13 protein-coding genes are annotated in these 12,718 nt (G+C 43.8%); 7 read left to right on the forward strand and 6 right to left on the reverse strand.

Features of this window, described 5'->3' with window-relative positions; translation table 11 throughout:
* Positions 1-1,215 (reverse strand): 2-succinyl-5-enolpyruvyl-6-hydroxy-3-cyclohexene-1-carboxylic-acid synthase (gene menD, locus ACUVJL_RS26920; RefSeq protein ID WP_445248641.1); only part of this gene is annotated, 1,215 nt, incomplete at its 3' end.
* Between the two features lie 73 nt (positions 1,216-1,288).
* Between menD and ACUVJL_RS26925 the strand changes: the two genes are divergently transcribed.
* The gene (locus tag ACUVJL_RS26925) at positions 1,289-1,600 is read left to right on the forward strand and encodes an antibiotic biosynthesis monooxygenase family protein (protein WP_445248642.1); all 312 of its coding nucleotides are present in this window, start codon (positions 1,289-1,291) and stop codon (positions 1,598-1,600) included.
* 147 nt (positions 1,601-1,747) lie between these two features.
* Here the strand turns inward: ACUVJL_RS26925 and ACUVJL_RS26930 are convergent, their stop codons facing one another.
* The gene (locus ACUVJL_RS26930; protein WP_445248643.1) at positions 1,748-3,181 is read right to left on the reverse strand and encodes an isochorismate synthase; all 1,434 of its coding nucleotides are present in this window, start codon (positions 3,179-3,181) and stop codon (positions 1,748-1,750) included.
* Between the two features lie 385 nt (positions 3,182-3,566).
* On the opposite strand from ACUVJL_RS26930, the gene menA reads away from it, so the two are divergent.
* The 6 genes from menA (at position 3,567) to ACUVJL_RS26960 (ending at position 8,842) form a co-directional block, all read left to right on the forward strand.
* Entirely contained in the window at positions 3,567-4,463 is an 897-nt protein-coding gene (gene menA, locus ACUVJL_RS26935; RefSeq protein WP_445248644.1) for a 2-carboxy-1,4-naphthoquinone phytyltransferase, read from the forward strand.
* 151 nt (positions 4,464-4,614) lie between these two features.
* Entirely contained in the window at positions 4,615-4,860 is a 246-nt protein-coding gene (locus tag ACUVJL_RS26940; RefSeq protein ID WP_445248645.1) for a hypothetical protein, read from the forward strand.
* Between the two features lie 5 nt (positions 4,861-4,865).
* Positions 4,866-5,273: an aspartyl protease family protein gene (locus ACUVJL_RS26945; RefSeq protein WP_445248646.1), complete on the forward strand. Its 408-nt coding sequence runs from the start codon at positions 4,866-4,868 to the stop codon at positions 5,271-5,273.
* A 27-nt stretch (positions 5,274-5,300) separates the two neighbouring features.
* Complete coding sequence (menH, locus tag ACUVJL_RS26950) at positions 5,301-6,104, forward strand: 2-succinyl-6-hydroxy-2,4-cyclohexadiene-1-carboxylate synthase (RefSeq protein ID WP_445248647.1); 804 nt, start codon at positions 5,301-5,303, stop codon at positions 6,102-6,104.
* Positions 6,105-6,173: 69 nt separating this feature from the next.
* Positions 6,174-7,244, forward strand: coding sequence for an o-succinylbenzoate synthase (locus ACUVJL_RS26955; protein ID WP_445248648.1), 1,071 nt, complete (start codon positions 6,174-6,176; stop codon positions 7,242-7,244).
* A 152-nt stretch (positions 7,245-7,396) separates the two neighbouring features.
* Positions 7,397-8,842 carry a 2-succinylbenzoate--CoA ligase gene (locus ACUVJL_RS26960; protein ID WP_445248649.1) on the forward strand — a complete coding sequence of 482 codons (1,446 nt, stop codon included), beginning with the start codon at positions 7,397-7,399 and terminating at the stop codon, positions 8,840-8,842.
* Between the two features lie 240 nt (positions 8,843-9,082).
* On the opposite strand, the gene ACUVJL_RS26965 is transcribed toward ACUVJL_RS26960, so the two are convergent.
* From ACUVJL_RS26965 to ACUVJL_RS26980, 4 genes are all read right to left on the reverse strand, one after another.
* Positions 9,083-10,054: a putative 2-dehydropantoate 2-reductase gene (locus ACUVJL_RS26965; RefSeq protein ID WP_445248650.1), complete on the reverse strand. Its 972-nt coding sequence runs from the start codon at positions 10,052-10,054 to the stop codon at positions 9,083-9,085.
* 90 nt (positions 10,055-10,144) lie between these two features.
* A complete protein-coding gene (locus tag ACUVJL_RS26970; RefSeq protein ID WP_445248651.1) occupies positions 10,145-10,561 on the reverse strand; it encodes an acyl-CoA thioesterase in 417 nt (138 codons plus the stop codon).
* A 153-nt stretch (positions 10,562-10,714) separates the two neighbouring features.
* Positions 10,715-11,161: a tellurite resistance TerB family protein gene (locus ACUVJL_RS26975; RefSeq protein ID WP_445248652.1), complete on the reverse strand. Its 447-nt coding sequence runs from the start codon at positions 11,159-11,161 to the stop codon at positions 10,715-10,717.
* A 235-nt stretch (positions 11,162-11,396) separates the two neighbouring features.
* Positions 11,397-12,701, reverse strand: coding sequence for an ATP-binding protein (locus ACUVJL_RS26980; protein WP_445248653.1), 1,305 nt, complete (start codon positions 12,699-12,701; stop codon positions 11,397-11,399).
* Between the last annotated feature and the right edge of the window lie 17 nt (positions 12,702-12,718).

Below are 12,718 nucleotides of genomic sequence, written 5' to 3' on the forward strand. Positions count from 1 at the left end.
CCCCCCCTTGTTAAGGGGGGGGACAAGAGTTGACTCGCCTTTATTAAGGGGGGGGACAAGAGTTGACTCGCCTTTATTAAGGGGGGGGACAAGAGTTGACTCGCCCTTGTTAAGGGGGGGGGCAAGAGTTAATATAGTTGCGAGATTTTCTACGGAGGTTCGCAGGTGAATTGTTTTGCCATGTAGCGGATCGAAGTTGTGGTGGCTGGGGTCGATTATATATCGTTTTGGTTGGGTTTTATCTAACCAGTTTCGCAGTTCTTTGCTTGTGGGTAAGTCTCCGATTTGAATGGCGATTTCTGGGGTTAATTTATCTGCTAGTTCGCGGTTTCGCAGGATTAAATCGTAGGTGGAAATTAGATGGGGGTTTAGTTGGGCGTAGTTTCGGACTGGGGATAGTCCTTCTGCTAAAACTGGCCAGTTTAATAATTGGGAAATTTGGGCGATCGCACTACAGTATTTTTCGGCAAATTGAGGCTGGGAAACGCCTGCAATAATTATCCCTTTGCTGCACTTGTGCCATTGTTGCATTGTACTTTCTTCTTCCGCCCTTAACAAGGGAGGGCTGGGGGGGGTAGAGCTTTCTCCTGCAAAAATTGGTTCTAATCCTGCAAAAAAATGTTCGGGATTGAATTGTGTTTCTAAAGCTTCTACAGCTAGGTCCCGAACGGGTACAAGCGGGTCGCGAAAGGGGATGTTGAGGTGGACGGGGCCCTTCGTTGGAAAGATCGATCGCTCAATAGCATACATTACCGTCTGCCGCAGATAGTCTAGCATTCCTATGGACGCAGAAGGTATCGCTAATTCGGCTTGCCAGTTCGGATAATTGCCGTATATTTTAACTTGGTCGATCGCTTGTCCGGCGTGACAGTCCCGCAGTTCTGGAGGTCGATCGGCTGTGAATATTAGCAGGGGAATTCGACTTTCTCTGGCTTCTATTATCGCAGGATAAAAGTTGGCGGCGGCGGTTCCTGATGTGCAAATTAGTGCGGCGGGTAAACCGGATTTTTGGGCAATCCCTAATGCAAAAAAGCTGGCTGAACGTTCATCGAGTATGGGAATAGTTTCTATTTTGTTGTTCTGGGCAAAAGCTATTGTTAATGGTGCCGATCGCGAACCGGGACAAATCACGGCTGTAGTTAATCCCAATCGTTGCAATGTCTCTGCTAATACGGAAGCCCAGACGGTGTTTGTATTGCGAAAATCTATTGGCATTGCTAAAGCTGAGTAGCTCAACTCTGTATTGTGCTACGATATTATACCGAAATAATTGTCAGGATACATTTTTATGATTCTTGAGGCGGTTGTGCTGAATGTCAAATCGGGCTGTGAGGGTGATTTTGAGATAGCTTTTAGAGAAGCCTCCAGTCTGATAGCGTCTATAGATGGATATTTATCTCACGAACTTCATCGCTGCACAGAAGTTCAAGGAAAATATCTATTATTGGTGAGATGGGAAAATTTAGAAGCTCATACAATTAGATTTAGGAGGTCTGCTGAATATCAAGAGTGGAAAAGAATGCTTCACCATTTTTACGATCCTTTTCCCATAGTAGAACATTTTGAGGAGGTGATATCAATTCCGGTTGCATTGGAATGATTAAACCGCAGAGAACGCTCTTAACGCAGAGTCAGAGAACAGAGAGATGAATACAGGACGATGCTAACGGATTTGATATGAAAATTAAACGTTAACACAGACTCAATTAATTAGCCAGACAACTCTACATTCGGCAAAGTAGCTGAATTAGACTAAAGCATTTAAAAGTGCTTGTAATTTGAGCTGAATTTCTGCTAGTTCTTTCTCGGGTTCCGAACCCGCCACAATACCAGCACCAGCATACAGTATAGCCCGATCGCCGTCGATTAAAGCCGATCGAATGCCCACGGCAAATTCGCCGTTGCCGGTGCGATCGATCCAGCCGATGGGTGCTCCGTACAAAGAGCGATCGCAGCTTTCGCAGTCGCGAATTTGTTCTAGGGCAATATCTCTCGGCACGCCCGCTACCGCTGGGGTTGGATGCAGTTGAGCTAAAATCTTTAATAAATGAATATCACGGGGAATTCGAGCCCTTATGGGTGTCCACAAATGCTGAATATTTGACAGTTGCAGCAGCCTGGGAATCGGGGAAAAGTCGGGATTGATACCGAGTTTAGACAGGCGATCGACAATAAAATCAATCACAACTTGATGTTCTCGAAGATCCTTTTCGCTGTTGAGTAAACCTTTGCCTAAATTCGCATCTTCTACTTCAGTTTTCCCCCGCGGTGCGGAACCTGCTAAAGCATCTGTTACTAAGTGATTGTTGTCAATGCTGATTAAGCGTTCTGGACTGGCACCGATAAAATTTTGACCTTTGCCGTTACTGGTCGAAAAGACGTAGCAGCCTGGATAAGTGAGGCGCAAGTTATTTAAGGAATCTATTAAACTAAAAGGGGTTTGGGAAAGGACATTTATTGCTTGGGACAAAACAATTTTACTGAAATATTGAGACTCAATCAATTTTAAAGCAGATTTGACTGATGTTTTAAATTGAGCGGAATCATTCACAGGGATTTGTTTTAAAGATATCGAATTTTTGCTACTTGTCGTGATTTTTTGGTATTTATGAGACTCAAATTTCTCAAATTTTTGCCAAATATTTTCCGTAAGTTTTTTAACATTTATATCTTTGTTTATAATGGCATTAGCGACTATTGTACAGCTATCTTTGAGGCGAGTAATCTGCCATTTGGGTAAAAATATGGTTCCTGGTGGAAAGTAAGAACTGGTGGCGACATTCTCATCGAAAAAAGCAAAGCTACAAAAAAAGTGCGGTCCGCTGAAGGGCAAGCGTTCCGTACCGATGGTAATTGTTCGGGCAAGACAAGATTGAATAAAATTTTGAGCGAGGGCAAATCGCTCGGTTCCTGCTACTGTTAGATGGGTGGCTGAATCTAGGGCGGCGATCGCAAAACTTTTGCCTGAAATAGGGTCTCTTTTTTCAAAGTAAAAGTGCCGCTGACAAGGTTCGGCAATCTCTTGCAGTACAGCTAGCGGATCGAGGGGGTAAATTTCCTGAGAAATACTAACTATTTTTGTGCGATCTTTTTCGGTTAAAGACTGCTGGCAATTTAACAGAAACTGATGCAGTTGATTGCGGTCTTGCAAGAGATTAGCGCGGTGCGGTATTACTGTCATGAAAGCGAGAATAGCAGATTTGTCAGATAGAGTGTGGGTTTGTCCGGCTAAAACCCCTATTTCGATCTAAGCACGGGAGGGCGATCGCAAAACATGACCTTTCGAGTTTCCCGGAAAGTTTGGGCTCAGCAGCGGGGCGAAAACAGACTATCGCGCCATCTAGCGAAACATTTATACATAAAACTTTAAGATTGAGCAACTAAATCTCGACTCTCATGCGATCGCCCCTACAAAGGTTTGCAGACGGGCTACTTCAGACTTTCGATCGCCTTCACAGCCTCTCAACGGATGCCCCGCACGCACTCAACCTTATACCGAGTAAACATTATTCACCAATAACATTGTAAAATCACTAAGCTGCTATCAATTGCATCAAGTTTGTGTAATGACAACAAAGTTAATTGAACATCCAAATAGTAAATTGTGGCTAGCGGCAATCAAGCCGCCCATGTACAGCGTTGCCGTTATTCCTATTTCAGTAGGAACTGCCATTGCTTTTGCCGAAACTAAAACGATTAATTCGTCAATTTTTTCGACATTTTTAATGTCAGCCATTTTGATTATAGCATGGTTGAATCTCAGCAATGATGTATTTGACTCGGAAACAGGCATCGATAAAAACAAAGCGCATTCCCTAGTTAACTTAACCGGAAATAAAGCTTTAATTTTCTGGCTGGCAAATCTATTTTTAGCAGTCGGAGTGTCGGGAATCTGCGCCATAAGCTGGTGGCAAAAAGACCCAACAGTAATTTTGCTAGTAGTTTTATGCTGTGCTCTCGGCTACACTTATCAAGGGCCTCCGTTTCGTCTTGGCTATCAGGGTTTGGGCGAAATCATCTGCTTTTTCACCTTTGGGCCGCTAGCCTTGGCCGCTGCTTATTACAGTCAGACTCAAACTTGGTCTGCAACTAATTTGGCGGCTTCGGTAATCGTGGGAATTACTACGAGTATTATCTTATTTTGTTCCCATTTTCATCAAATTGCGGACGATTTGGCGGCGGGTAAAAAATCGCCGATTGTTCGACTGGGTACGAAAAAAGGTGCCGAGTTGTTGCAGTGGTTGTGCGGCAGCGTTTATGCTTTGACTGTGCTATTTGTGGCTTTGGGAATGTTCCCAATTTGGACGCTGTTGATTTTTGGGAGTTTGTCATTTGCGATCGACCTTTGCCGCCATGTCGCAGACTATCACGACCAACCTGCTCGTGTCAGCAACTCTAAGTTTATCGCAGTTACGCTGCATTTTTCGAGCGGATTGCTGCTGGCGTTGGGCTTTGCTTTGTAGAGTGGCTAATCAAAAATCCCGGTAAACTGGAGGTATGGTTTGCTAAGCTGAGGGAGTTGGGCGAGTTTGCCCAGTTGCGCGACTTCTCAAAATCTTCTTTAATTCAGCAATCCGTACCTCACATTGAATCGTAAAAAAGGAGAATCTAAGCATGAGTACGCAAACAGAAATCGACCCAATTATGAGTTTAGAAGAAATTTTTAGCCTCTATCCTGATGAGTGGGTACTCATCGTCAATCCTGAATTAGATGAAGAATTCAGCGTGATTCGAGGTGAAGTTTTAGCCCATGCAACAGAACGCGATGAAATTTACAGTAAGCTTTCATTAAGAAAGGGAAAATCTGTCGCAATAGAGTATACTGGCTCGATACCTGATAACATAGCAGTTATGTTGTAACGAAAATGCCAGCTTATCAGAAAGTTTACCGTTTGTTGCGTTATGGCCAAAATTTGCTAGCCGTGCAAGCAACTGTTGGCAGTAGAGAAGGGGGCGATTTTGTGCGGGTGCGTTTATTGGTAGATACGGGCTCTAGCTTCACAATATTGCCAGTTCAAGTATTACAAAATCTGGGTTATGATACGCGCAATCCTTTACGCAGGCAAGAATTAGTTACAGGTCAAGGAAGAATCTATGTTCCTGTAATTAATGTATCTTGGTTTAATTGCGTGGGTCAACTAATAGAAAGTTTTGAGATAGTTGCCCACGATATACCGCCAAATCTCCGCATAGACGGTCTTATTGGTATGGACTTTCTCACTTTTTTTCAGGCAGTAATCTCTGTTAGCGATGCAGAAATTAGATTTCAGTAAATACGGTAATTATACTAATAATTGTATATGGATAAATTTAAAAAAAATTATCACTTTCACTATTCCCTAAGTGGTCATAAAAATCAGCCATTAATTTTATTTCTCCACGGATTTACCTGCGATTGTCAAGACTTTAATTCCATCATTTCCTTACTTTCTAAAAGTTATTGCTGTCTAGCAGTTGACCTTCCCGGTCACGGAAAAACCAAAGTCAACGGCGGTGAAACTTGCTACAATATGTCAAATACAGCCAAAGCATTAATAGAGTTATTAGATGATTTACAAATAGACAAATGTTTGTTGTTGGGCTATTCAATGGGCGGCCGATTGGCACTTTACATGACATTACATTTTCCAGAAAGATTCGAGAAAGTAGTGTTAGAGTCAGCTTCGCCAGGATTGAAGACAGAAAAAGAGCGATCGCACCGCCTGCAAGCCGATTCACAGATAGCACAAAAGCTGGAAAATAGCAACATTAAAGATTTTTTATTAAACTGGTACGATCGCCCTTTATTCAAATCTTTAAAAAACTCTCCCAACTTCGACAAACTCATAGAAACCCGCTTAGCAAATAATCCCTTAGAGTTAGCCAAATCGCTCCGCAATATGGGAACCGGCAACCAGCCCTCTCTCTGGGGAAAACTGGCCCAAAATCAAATCCCTCTCCTCTTGCTAGCGGGAGAATATGATGATAAATTTACAACTCTAAATACCGAAATGGCCAGCTTGTGTCCGACTGCTAGTCTGGAAATTGTACCAAAAGCTGGTCATAATATCCATTTTGAAAATATTGATAAGTTTGTCGCAGTTGTGAGAGAATTTTATAATTAATAAGACTTGCGCCAAAAATATCAATACAATTGATAAATTGAGACAATTTTATGATTAACTAAAAAACAAATGCTGTATCAATTCGAGTTTCGCACTTATCAGCGAAAGTTTAAGCGTCCATTGCGAACAAGTCACGGCATCTGGGATATTCGATCGGGAATTATCCTGCGACTTGTGGGAGAAAATAATCGAATTGGGTGGGGAGAAATTGCCCCTTTGAGTTGGTTTGGTTCCGAAAGTTTTGAGCAAGCTTCAGATTTTTGTTACCAGTTGCCAGCTAATCTTTCATCAGAGATGATTTTCGCTATTTCCCCTGAATTGTCGGCTTGTCAATTTGGCTTTGAGTCAGCACTATCAAACTTGTCAAACTCGTTCGTAGGCTCTGCTGGGGAACGCATATTAGGAGGAAGAGCCTCTATTTTACACGCGGCAGAGCCGCTTGGAAAGCATTCCCAGGCAGAGCCTGGGAACGAGGAGAAGAGGCTGAGTCAGTACAGCGGTTTATTGCCAGCAGGTGAAACAGCTTTGCAGGCTTTGCAAGTGCTTTGGTTAGAGGGATATCGGACGTTTAAATGGAAAATTGGTGTTGCTGCAATTGAACAAGAATTAAAGATTTTTCAGCAGCTAATCCAAGTGATGCACAATTTGTGCGATCGAGAATCGGCATTTTTGCGGTTAGATGCCAACGGGGGACTTAGTTACTCGCAGGCTAAAACATGGCTGGAAGCTTGCGACAAGGTAAATGCAACTCCCGACTTTTCCGCAGAGATTGAATTTTTGGAACAGCCGCTGCCCGTAACACAGTTTCAGGAAATGGTAGAATTGAATGCTATTTATGCAACTGCGATCGCCCTAGACGAATCCGCAGCCAACCTCGATCGCATCCAAGAGTGCTACAGCCAAGGCTGGCGGGGAATTTTCGTCATTAAACCTGCGATATGCGGTTCTCCATCCCAACTGCGAAAATTTTGTCAGACTCACAATATAGATGCAGTTTTTTCATCAGTATTTGAAACCAAAATCGGCAGACAAGCAGCATTAAGTTTAGCAAGAGAATTGTCTCCAAATAATAGAGCATTAGGCTTCGGCACCGATTGCTGGTTCGACGACAATGATTCGATTTTAGATTTTAGATTTTAGATTTTAGATTACTCTTGGGGGTTCAGAAACCGGGTTGATGGGCGAAAATACACAGGTTGCAGCGGACACCCAAGGTAAAAAATCCGGTTTATGAGTCGAAGTGCGTCCACGACTGTAATTGTTTTAGATCCAGAAACTTGGTGAAAGCATCTATGGCAACAAATCTAACAGTAAATATTCTCGATCTCGCGGATCGCTTGCCCGATAATTGGCTCATCGGTTGTGACAGTCGCGAATTTTCCCGAATTGTCGATCGGCTATTTCAAGAAATCACCCAAAATCAAGCACGAGAAACACCCCCAAAAATTTGCCTCGCAGAACCCGAACCCGTACAATTTCTGGCCAGTTTCACCGCCGCCCACGTCGCCAAATGCCCGATTTTTCTCTGCAATCCCAACTGGGTAAAACCCGAATGGCAACAAGTCTTTGATTTAGTCCAACCAGACCTAATTTTGGGACAAGTTGCTGAGTTAGAACAAAGATTCCCTTTTCTTACATTCCGCGCAGCCGGACTTCGTTCGTGCGATCGCATTGCTAGCGAATTCCATTCGCCGGAATTCCTGGAAATTGACCAATTAACTACGATCATGATTCCCACCGGGGGTTCTTCAGGAAAAATCCGTTTTGCCATCCACACTTGGGACACACTAACCGCATCAGTACAAGGTTTTCAACAATATTTTCAAGTTGACAAAATCAACTCGTTCTGCGTTTTGCCATTATACCACGTCAGCGGTTTAATGCAATTCATGCGTTCGTTTACGACGGCGGGAAAACTGGCAATTGGGTCGTTCAAAGCACTAGAAGCAGGCGAAAAATGCGATATCGAACCAGAAGAATTTTTCATTTCTTTAGTTCCAACTCAACTGCAACGGCTGCTGCAAAACCCAGATACAGCTAATTGGCTTCGACGGTTTCGGGCTGTACTTTTGGGCGGTGCTCCCGCTTGGCCGGAACTTTTAGAAACAGCTAGAAACTATCAAATCAAATTAGCGCCAAGTTACGGCATGACAGAAACCGCCTCGCAAATTGCTACACTCAAACCAGAAGATTTTCTCGCGGGCAATAACAGTTCCGGTCAAACTTTACCCCATGCTAAAATAACTATTCGCAGTGCAAAAGGCGATATTTTGTGCAATAATAAAATCGGAAATATTGCAATTAATGCTAAATCTTTGGCGTTGGGTTATTATCCTGAACAATTTGGCGAGGGGCAATATTTGCAATTAGATGATTTGGGATTTTTTGATAAAAATAACTGCTTAAATATAGTCGGACGCAGCAGCGACAAAATTATAACAGGCGGAGAAAATGTATTTCCGGCGGAAGTCGAAGCCGTTGTGCGATCGACTAATTTAGTTGCGGATATTGCTGTAATTGGCTTGCCAGACAAAGATTGGGGTCAAGTCGTTACGGCTATCTACGTTCCCGCTAATTCCGAAGTTACTGTCAAAAATCTGCAAGTGGCAATAGAAGATAAGTTGAGCAAGTTTAAGCGGCCGAAATCTTGGGTTATCGTCGAACACTTGCCCCGCAATTCTCAAGGCAAAGTCAATCGAGAACAATTGCAAGAAATTGCGATGTGTCATCGTCGGTGAATCAATAGTATTAACAGGATTTGACAGTAATATCAAATCCGGTAGCATCGGAATTATTCATCTCTGTATTCTCTCCCTCTGCGTTCTCTGCGCCCTCTGTGGTTAAATCATTCCGATGCAACCGGAAACGATATAATTCCTGTAGGGGCGGGTTCACCAATATCTACAACACCAGTGAGAAATCTCAGAAACCCGCCCCGCCTAATGCCCAATGCCCAATGCCCAATTCCCAATTCCCAATTACTGCAAAGCTAACAGCCTCCTCGTCCTCTCAGCTTCTTGTCTGTGAACGTCCACAAACTTCAACATTCGGTAAAGTACCTCTATTTGCGGCAACTTAATACCTGCTTGCTGCGCCACCCGTATCGGATTACCAAAAATCGCCTCAACTTCCAGGGGCCGCGATTCATCATAATCGATTTTCATGCTCGTGCGGTAAGGCTTCATTTTCAGAGTATGTTCGAGCATCTGTGGGATAAAGTGATCGGGAATAAGGCGATCGCAACTTTTTGCTCCCGCTACCACTTCCGCCATGATTTCCTCGACTAAAATCAGAGTATGGGGATTAGCCATCAGTTGGTCAGTTCTCGCATCCAACACTACAGACAGCCCGTTATAAGGAATATTCCATACCAGCTTTTTCCACCTTGATAATAGCAAATCTTCGCTCATTTTAATAGGAATATGAGCACGTTTAAAATCCTCAGCAATTAGCTGCAATCTGTTAGTAATACCGATGGGTTTGTAGTCTTGGGCATATTCTCCCAGCGTGATAGTGCCGTAATCTAGGTGGCAGATGTGACCGGGCCCAACTTTATAAGAACAGAGAAAACACAGCCCGCCAACCACTCGTTCTGCACCGACAATTTTAGCTACTTCCGGTTCCGTATTCAATCCGTTTTGCATTATTAAAACCGCGCCGTTATCCTTTAATAAAGGAGGCAAAATTTTGGGCAACAAGTGATTTTGAGTTGTTTTCAGCGCTACAATTACTACATCGCACTGAGGCATTTTGTGCGCGTCGTGGTAGGCGCGGACGTGGGGGAGGGTGAAGTCGCCTTCGGGAGACTCGACAATCAAACCGTGTTTTTTGACGCGATCGTAATCGCTACGTAGCAAAAAATTGACTTCTAAACCTGCTTGTTGCAGTCTAGCACCGTAGAATCCGCCTAAAGCTCCCGTGCCGACAATGGCATAATTGCGATTTGACATAATATCAAAAAGTCAGAAATAATTATCAACAAAACTGAAATTGGATTGTCATTCCCTGCTATTATTTAAAGATAAAACGAATCTGAAATCTCAAATTTCAATTTTCCTCATCCACTGCATCAAGTCTTCAGATAGCTGTTTTCTAGTTCGGCTAACTGCATCGATGGAGACGTGCTTAGTAAGAGCTTTAGCAGCGCTTCTTCCTGCAACTTCCCCCGCCAAAAATACTTGATAGGCAATTTCAAATTCATCGCCAGTAACTTGTTTCGGCGTCAATTGAATCATCAGCCGATCGCCCGCAAACATTGGGCTATAAAAATCTACACTAGCATGAATTATGGGAAAGGCAACCTCGGGATTGCTGAAAAATGCTTTGAGATTGACTCCCGATGCTGCTAGAGATGCCTCGTAAGCTTCGTGGCACATCGCTAAAACGTTAGCAAAGTAAACGACTCCAGCAGCATCGGTATCTTGAAAGTGAACAGTGCGGAGGTAAGTGAAAGGCATTTGAGGTAGTAGGGGGCGATCGCAAATTGGATCGGAATTTTACCAACCATTTTATCGGTAAAGCCACACTTTTGGGGAAGTTATCAGCTAAGTAAGTAGGCGCTAATTTTTTATATTGTAAAACTTGCCCTCCTCACTCCTTCCCCTTATTTCTTAACCTTTGTTCTTAATCAACATCACGTCTATAATATTGAGGGCCACTTCTTCGGAAATCCCCAAGGCACCGTAAAGATCGTTCAAAAGTTGTTCTTCTTCTTCTGAAACCTCGCCATCTGCTAAAGCGATATCAGTTGTCACAGCAAAAACTGTTTCTTTAAGTTCGTCGGGAAGGGTTTCCAAAGCCGCATTAAACAGTACCTCAACTCCTTGCCGTTGCAAAATCATCAGCAGGCGATCGAGCATTTTTCTCATCACGTCATCCGGATAGCTACGGAACAGTTGCATCCGAGATAGCGTCATGCTAATCGCTTTACTTTCGCTGTCATTGATGTAACCGTCGGCTGCTACGGCAATTAGCGCGATCGCCGCAAATGCTTCGGCAGGCCCTAACCTTACGTCCGTTTCTTGGCGAGTCTGCGATACTTTATCAAATAAACCCATGATATTTTCCTCATTTAGTGGTGGATTTATGGAGTCAGGATAGGTTCTGGCTCTGGAGGTTTCTTTGGAGATTTTGATAATTATATCAAATCTTGTTAGTTATTTATTATCAATAAAATTATGAAAAAATTAAGAATTTTTATTTCGCCCTTCGGCGCTGCAATGGCGGGTTTATTCAGATCCTGAATTGCCTTCCCATAGGTCAAGTAAAACCCCCCCTCCCAGCGCCGACGATCTACTTGTCAAAAATGGCTAAATCTGCTTTCAGGAAATCAACAAACTGCCGCGCCGTCCTGCCAGATCTACCGTTGTGGCGAGTTGCCCATTCTTTAGCGCGGTGCTCCAAATCCTCAGTAGCGAGTTTGATTTCAGCAAGTTCTGCCAGATGTCGGACAATTGTTAAATAAGTGTTTTGATCGGCAGGTTCAAAAGTTAAAGTCAAGCCAAATCGATCGCTAAATGAAAGTTTTTCCTGCACAGTATCCCAAGAGTGAACTTCATCCCCGTCGCGGGGGCGAGGCCTGTCGTCAAAAAACTCTCGAATTAAATGTCGCCTGTTGGATGTGGCGTAAACCACTACATTTTGAGACCTTGCCGTTACATTCCCCTCCAAGACAACTTTCAGAGCTTTAAAAGCATCGTCATCTTCCTCAAAGGAAAGGTCGTCCACAAAAATAATAAACTTTTGAGGAACTCCCCGCAACTGCTCCACAATTAGCGGCAAATCTTGCAAGTCGGATTTAGATACTTCAATCAAGCGCAGATTGCGAGAGCCAAATTCATTTAACAGCGACTTCACCAAAGAAGACTTGCCCGAACCGCGGCTCCCGTACAGCAAAACGTGCAAAGCCGGATAACCTGCCAGCAAAAACTCCGTATTTTTCACAAGAGCATCCCGCTGCCAATCGCAGCAAACCAACTCTTTTAAAGTTATGCGATCGGGATGGGAAATACTCGCCAACTGCCCTTCTCGCCACGCAAAAGCGCGATATTCGGCAAACAAACCCGTGCCAAACTGTCGGTAATAAGCTGCCAAAGATTCCGTAGCGCTCGACCATTTTTCCAGTTTTCCGTGCAGCGGCAAATCGCCATTTTCTTCGACACTTTCTGAATGCCAAATCGGAGGCACAGCGTCAAGTTGACCCGCTACCCGCACCCACTTGCTCAACTGATCGCTGCTGCAGTCGTAAATATTTTGCAGCAGTTGTAAATCATGTCTGGCTGCTTCCACCAAAGCGGGGGGCAAACTCGCAAAATCTGTTTGCTGTGCTCGGCGAGAAAAGGGGTTTTCGTTTTTGAGTATTTCCCAAATCAGAGAATCTTTCCAGTTCTGATTTTTAGCCGCCTGAACTTTGAACCAGTTGCCGTAAGCTGTCAGACAGTCTAAACCGCTGACTTCGCTGTGGTGGAGGGCTTGCAGCAAGTCGAGAAAGGCTTGACCAGCAGGGCTTTTGAAAACCGATTGATACAGCAGCAGGGATGCTGCTTGGCGCTGCAGGTAACGGATTTGGGCGATCGCACCAGAAGTTAGGGCTGACATAATGGCAATTGTATAAC

It is taken from the genome of Microcoleus sp. OTE_8_concoct_300 (assembly GCF_031383065.1).
GTDB lineage: Bacteria > Cyanobacteriota > Cyanobacteriia > Cyanobacteriales > Microcoleaceae > Microcoleus.